The organism is Streptomyces resistomycificus (genome assembly GCF_001514265.1).
In the GTDB taxonomy this organism is placed as follows: Bacteria; Actinomycetota; Actinomycetes; order Streptomycetales; family Streptomycetaceae; genus Streptomyces; species Streptomyces resistomycificus.
In genome coordinates, this window is record NZ_KQ949011.1 from 1 (window position 1) to 14,332 (window position 14,332).

Below are 14,332 nucleotides of genomic sequence, written 5' to 3' on the forward strand. Positions count from 1 at the left end.
GTACCCCGGTCTGACCAAGTAGTTCCTTTTCGCCGGGTGCCCCGCACACTCGTAATCGAGCACGAGCGGGGCACCCGCCCCCTGCAGCACCCCGTCCTGAGGAGTACCCGTGGCCATCTCGGTCTTCGACCTGTTCTCGATCGGCATCGGCCCGTCCAGCTCCCACACGGTCGGCCCGATGCGCGCGGCGCGCATGTTCGCCCGCCGACTGCGCAACGAGGACCTGCTGGACGCGACCGTCTCGGTCCGTACCGAGCTGTACGGCTCGCTGGGCGCGACCGGCCACGGCCACGGCACGCCCAAGGCGGTGCTGCTCGGGCTGGAGGGCGACTCGCCACGGACGGTGGACGTGGAGGGCGCCGACAAGCGGGTGGAGGACATCAGGGCGGAGGGCCGGCTGCGGCTCCTCGGCGAGCACGAGATCGCCTTCGACTTCGACAAGGACCTCGTCCTGCACCGTCGTAAGGCCCTCCCGTACCACGCGAACGGCATGACCCTGTGGGCGTACGACGCCTCGGGGGCGGAGCTGCTCTCCAAGACGTACTACTCGGTGGGCGGCGGGTTCGTCGTCGACGAGGACGCGGTGGGCGCCGACCGCATCAAACTCGACGACACGGTCCTGAAGTACCCCTTCCGCACGGGCGACGAGCTGCTGCGTCTGACGAAGGAGACCGGCCTGTCGATCTCCTGGCTGATGCTGGAGAACGAGCGGGCCTGGCGGACGGAGGAGGAGATCCGCGCGGGTCTGCTGGAGATCTGGCGGGTGATGCAGGCGTGTGTCTCGCGCGGCATGTCCCGTGAGGGCATCCTGCCGGGCGGCCTGAAGGTCCGCCGCCGTGCGGCCGTGTCGGCGCGGCAGCTCCGGGCGGAGGGCGACCCGTTGGCGCACGCGATGGAGTGGATCACGCTCTACGCGATGGCGGTCAACGAGGAGAACGCGGCGGGCGGCCGGGTCGTGACGGCCCCCACCAACGGGGCCGCGGGCATCATCCCCGCCGTGCTGCACTACTACATCAACTTCGTGCCGGGTGCCGACGAGGACGGTGTGGTCCGCTTCCTCCTCGCCGCCGGCGCCATCGGCATGCTCTTCAAGGAGAACGCCTCCATCTCCGGCGCCGAGGTCGGCTGCCAGGGCGAGGTCGGCTCGGCCTGCTCGATGGCGGCGGGCGCGCTGGCGGAGGTCCTGGGCGGCTCTCCCGAACAGGTAGAGAACGCCGCCGAGATCGGCATGGAGCACAACCTCGGCCTCACCTGCGACCCGGTCGGCGGCCTGGTCCAGATCCCCTGCATCGAACGCAACGGCATGGCCGCGGTGAAGGCGGTCACGGCCGCCCGGATGGCCATGCGGGGCGACGGCTCGCACAAGGTGTCCCTGGACAAGGTCATCAAGACCATGAAGGACACGGGCGCGGACATGAGTGTGAAGTACAAGGAGACGGCGCGGGGCGGGCTGGCGGTGAACATCATCGAATGCTGACGTACGGGGACTGAACCCGTGCCACCGTGGAACAGCGGTCACCACTGCGACTCCTGTACCCCCACCGGCACTGCAGGGAGCCCCCATGCTGCGCGGCATAGACGTCAGTTCGTATCAGTCCTCGTCCTACGACACGGACGGCCTCTCCTTCGTCTTCGTCAAGGCGACCGAGGGCCGTTCGTACGTGAACCCGAAGCTCACCGCCCAGACCAGGCGCGCCCGCGAGGCCGGCCTGGTCGTCGGCTTCTACCACTTCCTGTGGCCCGGCAACCTCACGGCCCAGGCGGAGTACTTCGTCGAGAAGGCCCCGGAGAAGGCCGGTGACATCCTCGCGGTCGACTGGGAGACGACCGGGGAGGGAACGCACGCCGGTAACGCGGAGAAGGACAGCTTCATCCGGAAGGTGAAGGCCCTGCGGCCGCACTGCAGAGTCGTTCTGTACTGCAATCGGCACTTCTGGCTGAACGTCGACACCACCTCGTACGCCGGTGACGGCCTCTGGATCGCCGACTACGTCACGGCCGGCAAGCCCCGCATCAAGGCGAAGTGGCGCTTCCACCAGTACACCAATGATCCGCTCGACAAGAATGTGGGGGACTTCGCGAGCAAGGCCGCGTTGCGTGAGTGGGCCGCGGGCGCCTGACTCACCAGAGGAGTTCCTGTCATGAGTGGGTCGGTCAGTGCCGTCAGCAGCAACGGGACGTACTCGTTCACCAAGCCGAACCGTCAGAGCATCACGTTGCTCGCCGGGCTCGGCGTGGAGGGGGACGTACATGCGGGGGTGACGGTGAAGCACCGGTTCCGGATGCGGAAGGATCCCTCGCGGCCGAACCTGCGGCAGGTGCACCTCCTGCACGAGGAGTTGTTCACGGAGGTCCGGGAGGCCGGGTTCGAGGTGGCCGCCGGACAGCTCGGGGAGAACGTCACCACCAGGGGGATCGATCTGCTGGGGCTGCCGGTCGGAACCCTGCTGCGCCTCGGGGACGAGGCCGTGGTCGAGGTGACCGGGCTGCGCAATCCCTGTGCGCAGATCGACACCTTCCGCAAGGGGCTGATGAAGCAGGTCGTGGGTCGGGACGCCGACGGCAGGGCGCACTTCAGGGCCGGAATCATGAGCGTCGTGCTGAGCGGCGGCACGGTGCGGCCCGGGGACGCGATCACGGTCGTGCTGCCGGACGGGCCGCATCGTCCGCTCGAGATCGTCTGACCGCCCGCGGAACCCGCGCGCACGGCACGGGAGAGGGGGGGCACCCGGCGGGTGCCCCCCTCTCCTCTCGCGTCACTTGTTCAGGTAGGCCCAGAACTCGTCGAACGACAGCATCTTGTCCCCGTCGAGGTCACGGGACTTGATGATGACCTCGGCGACCGACTCGGTGACGTTCCAGTCGCCCTGCCGGGCGAGGGCGCTCTTGAACTCGGCGGCGGTGATGAAGCCGTCACCGTCAGTGTCGATCTGCTCAAAATGCTTGCGTGCCTCGTCGATGTCCGCCACCGATCCGCCCCTTTACTCCGTACTCGCTGTCTCGTTGACGGAGGTCAGGTTAACCGGCGGCCCGCGCCTCCAGTGCAGCGACCACCCGCGCGAACTCCTCCCGGTGCGCCGCCACCGCTCCGTGGCCGTCACGACGCCCGGCAACTCCCGGTAGCGGGCGACCTTGTCGTTGGTCGTGGACCGCAGTCGTTCGAGTACGTCCGCCGGGTCGGCGTTCCCGAGCGGCTCCCGCGGCACCGGTTCGGCCTCGGGGGACTCGGGGGCGGTGCCCCGCTGCCGCGCCTGAGCCGCCGCTCGCGCGGTCAGCCCGGCGATGGTGAGGAGTCCGGTACCGTCGTCGATCATGTCTGCGAGTCCGGGCCTTTTGGTGGGTGGAGACTCAAGGAGCGCGTGGGGGCGGTCGTGGCGGAGACCTTGCGGGACATTCTCGACGCGGCCGCACGGGGCGACTTCCCGCCCGCCGACGGCGCCACGACCGTGGTGCCCCAGCCCTGCGAGCGGGACGCCGGCGTGCTGGCCTTCACCGCGCACTCCGTCGTCTTCACCGACGAGGATCCGCGCTGGGTGCGGGAGACGCTGCGCGCCGTCGACTGCGACGCCCTGGCCGCGACCATGAACGCCCGGTTCCTCACCGCCCTCATGGACCGCACCGGCCGCCTGAGCGACACGGTCGACGTGATGACGGTGGGCGCCCCGCTGCCAGGCCGGCCGCCGCTCGCGCTGAGGGAGATCGCCGACCCGGATCACCCGAGGGTCGTCAGCTCCCGCAGGCGGCGCGACGACGTGCGGGTGTGGACCGTGGACGGCGGCGTACTGGTTCTCGGGCGCGGAGTGGCCGGGCGGCTGGAGGTCGCGGTCGAGGTGGCCGAGGACGTACGGCACCGGGGGCTCGGGCGGGCGCTGGCGCTCGCGGCGCGCGGGCTGGGCGGGGGCGAGCCGGTGTGGGCCCAGGTCTCGGCGGGGAACGCCCGCAGCCTGCGGGCGTTCCAGGCGGCCGGATACCGTCCGGTGGGCTCGGAGGTGCTGCTCACCGCCCGCCCGGACTCGGCACGTCAGCGGAAGACGCCGGTGTGGCCGAGGGAGTAGCGGCCCGGCTGCGGGTAGACCGCGAGTCCGTGCGGGCCGCTGCCGACGGGGATGCGGGCGAGCTGGGCGCCGGTGCGGGTGTCGATGGCGTACACCTCGGCGTCGTAACGCCCGGACAGCCACAGGACCTTGCCGTCCGCCGAGACCCCGCCCATGTCGGGGCTGCCGCCGTCGGGCAGGCGCCACTTCCTGGTGAGCTTGTTCCTGGTGAAGTCGAAGACGGAGACGGTGCCCTCGCCGCGGTTGGAGACGTACATCTCTCGGGAGTCGCGGCTGACGTAGAGGCCGTGGGTGCCCTTGCCGGTGGGCAGGAGCCTCGGCTCGGTGAAGCTGTCGCCGTCCAGGACCCACATGCCGTCGGCCATCATGTCGGCGATGTAGAACCGCTTGCCGTCCGGGGAGAGCTTCACGTCCTGCGGCATGGCACCGTCGAACGGGAGTCTGAGCTGACCGACCACCTCCATCTTCTCCGTGTCGACCTTGAGCAGTTCGCCGCTGAACTCGCAGGAGACGATGAAGTACCTGCCGTCCAGGGAGAAGTCGGCGTGGTTGACGCCGTAGCAGGTGACCGGCACGGTCTTGAGCGGCTTCATGGTGTGCGGGTCGCGGAAGACGAGTTCGCGGTCCAGTGAGGCCATCACGACGGCGTGTCTGCCGTTGGGCGTGAAGTAGAGGTTGTAGGGGTCGTGGACCTCGACCGGCTTGCCCGCCTTCCCGGTCTTCGGGTCGATGGGGGTGAGGGTGTGGCCCCGGTTGTTGTTGACCCAGAGGGTCTTCAGGTCCCAGGAGGGCACGACGTGCTGGGGCTGGCGTCCGACGGGGATCGTCTCGATGATCTCGTACGTCTTCGGGTCGATCACCGAGACCGTGTCGGACTCGGAGTTGGGGACGTAGATCCGGGACGGGAAGTCCTTGACCACCGGGGAGAGCCGGCCCGGGCGGTCGGCCGCGTACACGTCCCGGGGGTCGAGGACGGGCGGCATCCCGGGCAGGCCCCGCACCGCCTGCCGCTGCGACGGGGCCGGCACGGCCGCCCGGGTGGCGCGGTTCTCGGTGGCCCGGTCACGGGTCTCGGTCCCGCAGGCGGCGAGCGCGGCGAGTACCACGCCCGCGGCCAGGGTGTGCTTCACGAGGGTGCGGTGCATCAGCTGAACAGCTCCGTGGTGGTCACCGCGGCCAGGCCACGGTGGGCGAGTTCTTCCAGTACGGCGGGGAGTGCGGCGACCGTGTCCGCGTAACCGAGGTGCAGGCTCACCACGGATCCGTCGCGGATCTCGCCGAGGACCTTGCGGGTGACGGCTTCGGCGCCCGGCGAGGTGAAGTCGAGGGAGTCGACGTCGTAGGAGAGGACGTGCGGATAGCCCGCGTTGAGAGCAAGACGTTCGACGAGGGGGGAGGCCCGGGGCGCGCGGGAGGGGCGGAACCAGGTGCCGACGGAGCCGGTGAGGCGTTGCAGACGCCGGGCGCAGCCGGTGATCTCCTCCCGCGCCTCGGCCTCGGACATCGCGTTGATGTCGAGGTGGCGGAGGGTGTGGTTGCCGAGGTCGTGGCCGCCGTCGAGGACGCGGCGGGCGAGGGCGGGGTGTTCGTCGAGCCAGGTGCCGACGGCGAGGACGGTGACGCGGACGTCGTGCCGTTCGGCTTCGGCCAGCAGGGCCCGGGCGATCGCGGGATCGCCGCCGCCGTGGAAGGTGAGGGCCACTCGGGGCCGGGTGCGGGGACCGTGGGTGAGCTGTGCGGGAAGGCCGGGGTGGCGGCGGGGCGCGCGGGCGGGGGGTTGCGTGGCGGGGGCCGGGTGGGCGATCACGCCGGGGGTCGCGCAGCCACCGGTGAGCCCGCCTGCGGCGGCCAGGGCGGCGCCCGCACGGAGCGCCGTACGACGATCGGTCGAGGTCACCCGCACCATTTAAGGGGGGTTACGGGGGAAAGTGGGCGATTGGCCCGAATGACGGCCGGTGCGGGTCGTGGCGACGCGGAGGCCCCGCCCCGTCAGCGGTCCGCCACCCTCATCTCGAACCACGTCGTCTTGCCGCGCGGCAGCAGGTCCACGCCCCAGCGGTCGGACAGCTTGTCCACCAGGAACAGGCCGCGCCCGCTGATGTCCATCTCCTGGACCGGCATCAGACAGGGCAGGCCCCGGGAGGGGTCGCGGACCTCGACGCGGATCCAGCCGCGGCGGCGGCGCATGCGCAGGCCGAAGACGCGGGCACCGGTGTGGCGTACGGCGTTGCCGACGAGTTCGGAGACGAGTAAGACCGCGTCCTCGGTCATCTTGGGCGTGAGACCCCACTGACGGAGGACCACGACCTGGGCCAGACGGCGGGCCGTGGCGGCGGACTCGGGGCGGGACGGCAGCGGAACCTCCGCCTCCGTGGGGTTGCCGAACAGTTCGAATGCCTTGAGCGCGTGTTCGTCCTCGACCGCCGGAGACCAGCGCGCCGCGGTCGCACGGCCCTCTCCCCGCGGCTGTTCGATACCCTCCAGCCCCGCCATGCCCCCATCATGGCCGCACAGGGCACCCTCCGGGGCCGTTCCCGGTGAATACGCCCCCCGGAATGGGACATTCCGCGCCGGTCGATCGGCATATGCCGATGGCAATTCGGCGCCTTGAACAGCCCGTCTGACCTGCGGCGGAGGCTCGGTGGGCGGCAAGCGACGGGCTCCCTCGACAAGGCAGGCTTAAGGCTGGCTTAAGGCTCCCATAAACCGCCCCATCGAGGGACCCGGATCAGACGCCACGTCAATTGCAAGCGATTCAGAGAAATTTCGCCTTGCCGGGGCCTTCTTCCACGAAGCTCTTCATCCCGCGCTCGCGGTCCTCCGTGGCGAACAGGCCCGCGAACCAGTTCCGTTCGACGGCCAGGCCGGTTTCGATGTCCGTCTCCAGCCCGGTGTCGATCGACTCCTTCGCCGCGCGCAGTGCGATCGCCGGGCCCTGCGCGAGCTTGGCCGCCCACGCGTGCGCCTGCGTGTACACCTCGTCGGCCGGGACGACCCGGTCCACCAGGCCCAGGGTGAGGGCCTCGTCCGCCTTCACCATGCGGCCCGTGAAGATCAGGTCCTTCGCCTTGGACGGTCCGATCAGCCGGGACAGCCGCTGGGTGCCGCCCGCACCCGGGATCAGGCCGAGCAGGATCTCCGGCTGGCCCAGCTTGGCGTTGTCCCCGGCGATCCGGAAGTCCGCGCAGAGCGCCAGCTCGCAACCGCCGCCCAGCGCATAGCCCGTGACGGCCGCCACCACCGGCTTGGGGATACGGGCCACCGCCGTGAACGAGTCCTGCAGGGCGCGGGAGCGCACGACCATCGCCGCGTGGTCCATGGCCTGCATCTCCTTGATGTCCGCGCCGGCCGCGAACACCTTCTCCCCGCCGTAGATCACCACGGCCCGCACGTCGTCCCGACGGGCCGCCTCCTCGGCCAGCTCCTTGAGCCGGTCCTGGGTGGCGATGTCCAGCGCGTTCATGGGCGGGCGGTCGAGCCTGATGGTGCCGACGCCCTCGGCGACTTCGAGATTCACGGTCATGCCAGCAGGTTAACGGGGCCTAACGGGTTCGGGGTCGGTGCTGTCGCTCACACCCGGCGGTCCTCCCAACGGCAACGGCCCTGGTGCCGTACCTCGCACCAGGGCCGCGACTGCGCCCGCACTCAGACGTCGTGCGTCACAGGCGAACGCTCACGCCTTCCACTTCTCCCACGACATGTTCCAGCCGTTGAGGCCGTTGTCCGGCGCCACCGTCGCGTCGTTGGAGTTCTTCACGACCACCACGTCGCCGACCATCGAGTGGTTGAAGAACCAGGCCGCCGGCACCCCGCTGTCGTAACCGCCGCGCACGTCGCGCAGGCCGATGCAGCCGTGACTGGCGTTGTAGTTGCCGAAGGCGCCGCCGCCCCAGTAGTTGCCGTGGATGAAGGTGCCGGAGGTGGTCAGGCGCATGGCGTGCGGTACGTCCTTGATGTCGTACTCGCCCTTGCCGTCGGCGTCGGTGTAGCCGACCGTCGCGCCGTTCATGCGGGTCACCGCGAGCCGCTCGGTGATGACCATCTGGCCGTTCCAGGTCTCCATGCCGGGCTTGCCGGTGGTGACCGGGATGGTCTTGACGACCTTGCCGTCCTGCATGACCTTCATCGTGAGCTTCTTGACGTCGACCACGGAGACCTGGTTGCGGCCGATGGTGAAGGAGACCTTCTTGTCCTGCTCGCCGTAGACGCCGTCGCGGCCCTCGACGCCGTCGAGGTTGAGGTCGACGCTGACCTTGGTGCCTTCCTTCCAGTACTCCTCGGGGCGGAAGTCCAGGCGGTCGTTGCCGAACCAGTGACCCTCGACGTCGACGGCGGGCTCGGTCTTGATGCTGATGGCGTTCTCGACGTCCGCCGGGTTGGTGATACCCCGGGTGAAGCGGATGGAGAACGACATTCCCACGCCGACCTTCGAACCGTCCTCGGGCGTGAAGCTGCCGGTGAACGTGTTCTCGGGCGTCAGGGTGGTGAAGCTGGAGTCCTCGGCGGCCTCACGGCCCTCGGAGTCCTTCGCGACGGCGTGCACCGTGTACTTGGTGGCGGCGGCGAGATGCGTGGACGGTGTCCAGGAGGCGCCGTCGCCGGTGATCTCGCCGGCTATCTCGGTGCCCTCGGTGTCCTTGACCTCGACCTGGGTCAGCTTGCCCTTGCCGGCGCTCACCTTGAGGGCGCCGCTGGTGTCCACGGACTTGGCGCCGTCCTTGGGGGATATCGCCACGACGGCCTGCGACTGTTCGGTCTGCGCCCGGGAGGAGTCCTCGCCCTTCCCCCCGCCGGAAGCGGCCCCGGAGTCCGATCCACCACCCCCACCGCACGCCGGGACCGCCAGCAGCAGGGCGCCGAGTATCAGCGCCGGCAGCCTCCTGCCGCCGCGCCGCCCCCGCGCGTCAACCGACGCCCCCGATATCGGTCGCACGTTCAAGTCTTCTCCCCTCGCCGGGCCTGGCCAGGCCCGCACCCCGAGCGCGTCTCCCACGCGCTCGGCGATATTAACCACAAGGCCAGGGGCGGTGGCGGCTCGTGATTGTCACCGTTCAGTACCGACTTCAACGGAAAGTTGGAGCAACCCGCCCCCCTGTCGGGTCACTTCAGCGCACTGCCCGTCTTCCACTCGTTCCAACCCATATTCCACCCACCGAGCCCGTTGTCGGGAGCGACCGTTTTGTCGTTGCTGTGGACGACCTCGACGACGTCCCCGACGAGGCTGCGGTCGAAGAACCAGCCCGCGGGCGTGTCCGCACCACCGCCCTTGACGTCCCTCAGACCCACGCAGCCGTGGCTGACGTTGACCCGCCCGAAGGCGTCCGACGCCCAGTAGTTGCCGTGCAGGAAGGTTCCGGACTCGGTCAGGCGCATGGCGTGCGGGACGTCCGGGATGTCGTACTCGCCCTTGCCGTTCTTCTTCTTGAAGCCGACCGTGGCGCCGTTCATCCGGGTCACCTCGAGCATCTCGGTGACCACCATCTTGCCGTTGTACGTCGTCGTCTTCGGGGCTCCGGCCGTGATCGGCACGGTGGCCAGCAGCGCGCCGTCCCGCCGGACGTCCATGGTGTGCCTGGCCGCGTCGACCAGGGAGACCTGGCTGCGGCCGATGGTGAAGGAGAACGTCTTGTACTGGAGGCCGTAGACGCCGGGTGCTCCTTCGACGTCCCTCAGCCGCAGGGAGACGGTGACCCGGGTGCCGGGCCGCCAGTACTCCTCGGGGCGGAAGTCCAGACGGCCGTTGCCGAACCAGTGCGGGCGGATCTCGACGGGCGGCTCCGCGGTGACGTGGACGGCCCGTTCGACGGCCGCGCGGTGCTCGATCTCCCGGTTGAACTCCAGGGAGACGATCATCCCGGTGCCGACGGTGGAGCGGTTCTCGGGGCTGACGTATCCGATGAAGCGCTCGTCGGGGACGTACGTCGTGAACGTCGTGTGCCGGGCCGAGCGGCGGCCGCGGCTGTCCAGGGCGACCGCGTCCACCGTGTACTTGGCGGCCAGCGCGAGCTTGTGGTCGTCGGGCTCCCAGCTCAGGCCGTCGTCGGAGACGTGGCCCGGGACCGGGGTCTCCTGCGCGTCCTGCGACCTGACGACCCTGACCGACTCCAGTCGGCCGTCGGGCACCCGCACCCGGAGCTTCTCCTCGGGCCTCACCCCCTTGGTGTTGTCGTCCGGGGAGATCCTGATGACGTTCTCGGGTGCGGGGGGTTTGCCGAGCCCGCCGATGTCGATGCCGCCCTCGCCGCCCGTCGTACAGCCGGTGGCTCCGGCCAGCAGTCCTGCCCATGTCAGTACGGCGGCCAGTGCGACCCTCGCGCGCCGTGCGCGCCCAGTTACGTGCCTCACGGCGTACCCAACGACCGGGCCTGCTTCGGGGAAACGTGAGTGCGACCCAAGCTCTGGGCAGAACAGTGGGGAGAACGACGCGAGGGGGTGTCGTGGCCGGGACGCCGCACGCCCTTTTCCACGTCGTTCCGTGAGCCCGTGGGAGGCTGAACGGTGTCCAGCGCAGCCGAGCAGGAGGCGGTTCCTGCCGCCGAGAAGGGGCGCCCCGCCGCCCTGGTGAACGGCGCGCAGCGCAAAGCGCCCGCCGTACCCGTGTGGCCGGGCGCACCCATGCCGCTGGGCGCCCGCTTCCGGGTCGGCCCGGACGGGGTCGCGGGCACCAACTTCGCGCTGTGGGCGGGTGGGGCCGAGGCGGTCGAGCTGTGTCTGTTCGACGAGGGAGGCAAGGAGACCCGGGCCAGGCTGACCGAGCTGACCCACGAGATCTGGCACGGATTCGTGCCGGGCGTGATGCCCGGCCAGCGCTACGGCTACCGGGTGCGGGGCCGCTGGGATCCGTGGACCGGCGGCCGGTGGAACCCGGCGAAGCTGCTCCTGGACCCGTACGCGCGCGCCGTGGACGGCGACTTCAGCCTGCCGCCCGAGGTGTACGGGCACGTCCGCGACTGGCCCCAGCAGCACGTCGCCGACACCGTGCGCGACGACCGGGACTCGGCGCCGTTCGTGCCGAAGGGTGTCGTGGTCCACGATGACGACGACTGGGCCGACGACCGCCGCCCGAAGACGCCGTGGGCGGACTCGGTGATCTACGAGGTGCACGTGCGCGGTTTCACGGCACTGCACCCCGGCATCCCCGAGGAACTGCGCGGCACGTACGCCGGGCTGGCGCATCCGGCGGCGATCGAGCACCTGGTGCGGCTGGGCGTGACGGCCGTGGAACTGCTCCCCGTCCACCAGTTCGCACACGAGGACCATCTGCTGCGCAAGGGCCTCAAGAACTACTGGGGCTACAACTCGATCGGCTACTTCGCGCCGCACGCGTCCTACGCCGCCTCCGGCACGACGGGGCAGCAGGTCGGCGAGTTCAAGCGGATGGTGCACGCGCTGCACGAGGCCGGCATCGAGGTCATCCTCGACGTGGTCTACAACCACACGGCGGAGGCGGGCGAGCTGGGCCCGACGCTGTCCCTGAAGGGCATCGACAACCGGGGCTACTACCGGTTGCAGTCGGACTCGCGCCGGTACGCCGACTACACGGGCTGCGGCAACACCCTGCACGTGGTGCAGCCGCACGTGCTCAGGCTCATCACCGACTCGCTGCGCTACTGGGTGACCGAGATGGGCGTCGACGGCTTCCGCTTCGACCTGGCGGCCGCGCTGGCCCGCTCCATGCACGACGTCGACATGCTGTCGCCGTTCCTCGCGGTGATCGCGCAGGACCCGGTGCTGCGGCGGGTGAAGCTGATCGCCGAGCCGTGGGACGTGGGGTCGGGCGGGTACCAGGTCGGGGCTTTCCCTCCCCTGTGGACGGAGTGGAACGACCGCTACCGCAACGCGGTCCGGGACTTCTGGCGGGGCGCGCTGCCGGACGTACGCGACCTGGGCTACCGGCTGTCGGGGTCGAGCGATCTGTACGCCTGGGGCGGCCGGCGGCCGTACGCCTCGGTCAACTTCATCACCGCCCACGACGGTTTCACCCTGCGGGACCTCGTCTCGTACGAACACAAGCACAACGAGGCCAACGGCGAGGGCAACCGGGACGGCACGGACGACAACCGGTCGTGGAACTGCGGGGCGGAGGGCGAGAGCGACGACGAGCGGGTACGGGCGCTCAGGCGCCGCCAGTTGCGCAACCTGCTGACGACACTGCTGCTGTCGACGGGGGTGCCGATGCTGGTCGCCGGGGACGAGCTGGGGCGCACCCAGCGCGGCAACAACAACGCGTACTGCCAGGACAACGAGATCAGCTGGGTGGACTGGGGGCTGCTTCAGGACCCGGGCTGGAAGGCCCTGTTCGACCTGACCGCCCGGCTGATCGACCTGCGCCACCGTCACCCCGTGCTCCGTCGCCGGGCGTTCTTCTCCGGACGGTCGCACTCCGCGGACGGTCTGCGCGACCTGGCCTGGTTCACCGCGCGGGGCACCGAGATGACGGAACGGGACTGGTACGCGCCCGCCGCCACCCTCGGCATGTACCTCTCCGGCCGGGACATCCCAGGGCGCGACGAGCGCGGCGCACCGATCGTCGACGACAGCTTCCTCGCCGTCCTGCACGCCGGGGACCGGCCGGTGAGCTTCGTGCTGCCGGGGCCGCCCTGGGCCGAGCGGTACGAGGTGGTCGTCGACACGGCGCGGGAGGAACAGGGGGAGGCACCGGCGGTCGAACACCGGGCGGGGGCGGCCATCACGGTGCCGGCGCGGGCGGTGCTGCTGCTGCGGGTGGTCGGCTGAGGCAACGTTTCGGGCCCATGAACTCCACGCCGGATTCCTGGCCCTGAGGCCGCTTGGGTGATCACACTGAAGTCACGCCTGCCCGCCCGCTCTCCCCCTTCGCTCTCCCCACCCTCAGCGCCAAGGATCCCGCATGCCCGAAATATCCCGTCGTGTCTTCGGTGGTCTCGTCGGCGGCGGCGCCGTGACCGCCGTCGCCGGTACGGCCACGGAAGCCGAGGCAGCCCCCGCCGAGCGTCCCTTCACAACCCGGCCGGCCGCCTCCGGCGGGCGTCCCAACCTGCTGGTCATCCTGGGTGACGACCTCGGCTGGGCCGACCTCTCCTCCTACGGCGCCCCGCACATCAGGACGCCGAACCTGGACCGGCTGGCCCGGCAGGGCGTGCGGTTCACCGACGCCTACTCGGGATCGGCGACCTGCTCGCCGACCCGGTTCAGCCTGTACACCGGGCGCTACCCCGGCCGCACGCCGGGCGGTCTCGCCGAGCCCATCGCCGACCGTTCGCAGGGCCTGGACCCGAACCACCCCACCCTGGCCTCGCTGTTGCGGCGGGCGGGATACGCGACCGCGCTGATCGGCAAGTGGCACTGCGGCTGGCTGCCCGACTACAGCCCCACCAGGTCCGGCTGGGACGAGTTCTTCGGCAACCACGGGGGCGTACTGGAGTACTTCTCCAAGCTCGGCCAGCTCGGCGACTACGACCTGTACGAGGGGGACGCGACCTACAAGGACCTGCGCTACTACACCGAGGTCCTGACCGAGCGGGCCGTCGAGTACGTCGGCCGGGACCACGGCCGGCCCTGGCTGCTGAACCTCAACTTCACCACCCCGCACTGGCCGTGGCTCGCCGAGGACGACGCCGTGACGGGCGCCGAGATCGAGGCGAGGATACGGGCCTCGAAGAACCAGTCCGAGATCAGCAGGGCGCTCAACCACTACGACGGGGGCTCGGTCGCCAAGTACGCGCAGATGGTGGAGAGCCTGGACGCGGCCGTCGGCGAGGTCCTCGCGGCGCTGCGCCGCTCCGGGCAGGAGGAGAACACGCTGGTGCTGTTCGCCAGCGACAACGGCGGCGAGCGCTACTCGTACGTCTGGCCGCTCAGCGGCGAGAAGTTCGTGCTCCAGGAGGGCGGCATCCGGGTGCCCACGATCGTGCGCTGGCCCGCCCGGATCGACGGCCACCAGGTCAGCCACGAGCCGAACTTCTCCCCCGACTGGACGGCCACCCTGCTGGAGGTGGGCGGCGCACGCCCCGACCCGGCGTATCCGCTGGACGGCACGAGCCTGGCCGGCTATCTGCTGCGAGGCGAGAAGCCACCCGAGCGGGACCTGTTCTGGCGAGTGCGGGCCAACCGGGCGCTCAGGCGCGGCGACTGGAAGTACTACCGGGACGCACAGGGCACCGACCATCTGTACGACCTGGCCGCGGACCAGCGCGAGCAGGCCGATCTGGCCGCCGACCAGGCCGAGTTGCTCGCGGAACTGAAGGGGGCCTGGGAGACGATCGCGGACGGGTTGTTGCCGTATCCGGCCGCGTGAC

General features: G+C 70.4%; 14 protein-coding genes. 6 read left to right on the forward strand and 8 right to left on the reverse strand.

Annotation, left to right across the window (positions count from 1 at the left end; translation table 11 throughout):
* Positions 1-109: 109 nt before the first annotated feature.
* The 3 genes from AQJ84_RS40000 to AQJ84_RS40010 all read left to right on the forward strand — a co-directional run bounded on the left by AQJ84_RS40000 (position 110) and on the right by AQJ84_RS40010 (position 2,684).
* Positions 110-1,477: an L-serine ammonia-lyase gene (locus AQJ84_RS40000; protein WP_059198921.1), complete on the forward strand. Its 1,368-nt coding sequence runs from the start codon at positions 110-112 to the stop codon at positions 1,475-1,477.
* An 85-nt stretch (positions 1,478-1,562) separates the two neighbouring features.
* Positions 1,563-2,120, forward strand: coding sequence for a glycoside hydrolase family 25 protein (locus AQJ84_RS40005; RefSeq protein ID WP_030044971.1), 558 nt, complete (start codon positions 1,563-1,565; stop codon positions 2,118-2,120).
* Positions 2,121-2,141: 21 nt separating this feature from the next.
* Positions 2,142-2,684: an MOSC domain-containing protein gene (locus AQJ84_RS40010; protein ID WP_030044972.1), complete on the forward strand. Its 543-nt coding sequence runs from the start codon at positions 2,142-2,144 to the stop codon at positions 2,682-2,684.
* 72 nt (positions 2,685-2,756) lie between these two features.
* Here the strand turns inward: AQJ84_RS40010 and AQJ84_RS40015 are convergent, their stop codons facing one another.
* Together AQJ84_RS40015 and AQJ84_RS40020 are read right to left on the reverse strand one after the other, a co-directional pair.
* The gene (locus tag AQJ84_RS40015; protein ID WP_030044973.1) at positions 2,757-2,969 is read right to left on the reverse strand and encodes an EF-hand domain-containing protein; all 213 of its coding nucleotides are present in this window, start codon (positions 2,967-2,969) and stop codon (positions 2,757-2,759) included.
* Positions 2,970-2,981: 12 nt separating this feature from the next.
* Positions 2,982-3,314, reverse strand: coding sequence for a hypothetical protein (locus tag AQJ84_RS40020; protein WP_053193194.1), 333 nt, complete (start codon positions 3,312-3,314; stop codon positions 2,982-2,984).
* 57 nt (positions 3,315-3,371) lie between these two features.
* Here AQJ84_RS40020 and AQJ84_RS40025 point away from each other — a divergent pair, with 57 nt between their 5' ends.
* Entirely contained in the window at positions 3,372-4,055 is a 684-nt protein-coding gene (locus AQJ84_RS40025) for a GNAT family N-acetyltransferase (RefSeq protein ID WP_030044974.1), read from the forward strand.
* Here the strand turns inward: AQJ84_RS40025 and AQJ84_RS40030 are convergent.
* From AQJ84_RS40030 to AQJ84_RS40055, 6 genes are all read right to left on the reverse strand, one after another.
* Complete coding sequence (locus tag AQJ84_RS40030; RefSeq protein WP_030044975.1) at positions 4,022-5,200, reverse strand: YncE family protein; 1,179 nt, start codon at positions 5,198-5,200, stop codon at positions 4,022-4,024. The genes AQJ84_RS40025 and AQJ84_RS40030 overlap by 34 nt on opposite strands.
* Positions 5,200-5,961 (reverse strand): polysaccharide deacetylase family protein, encoded by a 762-nt coding sequence (locus tag AQJ84_RS40035; protein ID WP_053193197.1) that lies wholly within the window; start codon positions 5,959-5,961, stop codon positions 5,200-5,202. Before AQJ84_RS40035 ends, AQJ84_RS40030 begins: the two co-directional genes overlap by 1 nt.
* Before the next feature lie 83 nt (positions 5,962-6,044).
* Complete coding sequence (locus AQJ84_RS40040; RefSeq protein WP_030044977.1) at positions 6,045-6,548, reverse strand: ATP-binding protein; 504 nt, start codon at positions 6,546-6,548, stop codon at positions 6,045-6,047.
* 262 nt (positions 6,549-6,810) lie between these two features.
* Complete coding sequence (locus tag AQJ84_RS40045) at positions 6,811-7,578, reverse strand: enoyl-CoA hydratase/isomerase family protein (RefSeq protein WP_030044978.1); 768 nt, start codon at positions 7,576-7,578, stop codon at positions 6,811-6,813.
* A gap of 150 nt (positions 7,579-7,728) precedes the next feature.
* Positions 7,729-8,994 carry a L,D-transpeptidase gene (locus AQJ84_RS40050; RefSeq protein ID WP_030044979.1) on the reverse strand — a complete coding sequence of 422 codons (1,266 nt, stop codon included), beginning with the start codon at positions 8,992-8,994 and terminating at the stop codon, positions 7,729-7,731.
* A gap of 161 nt (positions 8,995-9,155) precedes the next feature.
* Positions 9,156-10,400, reverse strand: coding sequence for a L,D-transpeptidase (locus AQJ84_RS40055; protein WP_030044980.1), 1,245 nt, complete (start codon positions 10,398-10,400; stop codon positions 9,156-9,158).
* Between the two features lie 153 nt (positions 10,401-10,553).
* On the opposite strand from AQJ84_RS40055, the gene glgX reads away from it, so the two are divergent.
* Complete coding sequence (gene glgX, locus AQJ84_RS40060) at positions 10,554-12,791, forward strand: glycogen debranching protein GlgX (protein ID WP_030044981.1); 2,238 nt, start codon at positions 10,554-10,556, stop codon at positions 12,789-12,791.
* Positions 12,792-12,924: 133 nt separating this feature from the next.
* The gene (locus AQJ84_RS40065; protein ID WP_053193200.1) at positions 12,925-14,331 is read left to right on the forward strand and encodes a sulfatase family protein; all 1,407 of its coding nucleotides are present in this window, start codon (positions 12,925-12,927) and stop codon (positions 14,329-14,331) included.
* Position 14,332 lies beyond the last annotated feature (1 nt).

Coding starts and splice junctions, on each gene's coding strand:
- AQJ84_RS40005 (WP_030044971.1), top strand. CDS start 1,563: ATGCTGCGCGGCATAGACGTCAGTTCGTATCAGTCCTCGTCCTACGAC.
- AQJ84_RS40010 (WP_030044972.1), top strand. CDS start 2,142: ATGAGTGGGTCGGTCAGTGCCGTCAGCAGCAACGGGACGTACTCGTTC.
- AQJ84_RS40020 (WP_053193194.1), bottom strand. CDS start 3,314: ATGATCGACGACGGTACCGGACTCCTCACCATCGCCGGGCTGACCGCG.
- AQJ84_RS40030 (WP_030044975.1), bottom strand. CDS start 5,200: ATGCACCGCACCCTCGTGAAGCACACCCTGGCCGCGGGCGTGGTACTC.
- AQJ84_RS40035 (WP_053193197.1), bottom strand. CDS start 5,961: ATGGTGCGGGTGACCTCGACCGATCGTCGTACGGCGCTCCGTGCGGGC.
- AQJ84_RS40040 (WP_030044977.1), bottom strand. CDS start 6,548: ATGGCGGGGCTGGAGGGTATCGAACAGCCGCGGGGAGAGGGCCGTGCG.
- AQJ84_RS40045 (WP_030044978.1), bottom strand. CDS start 7,578: ATGACCGTGAATCTCGAAGTCGCCGAGGGCGTCGGCACCATCAGGCTC.
- AQJ84_RS40065 (WP_053193200.1), top strand. CDS start 12,925: ATGCCCGAAATATCCCGTCGTGTCTTCGGTGGTCTCGTCGGCGGCGGC.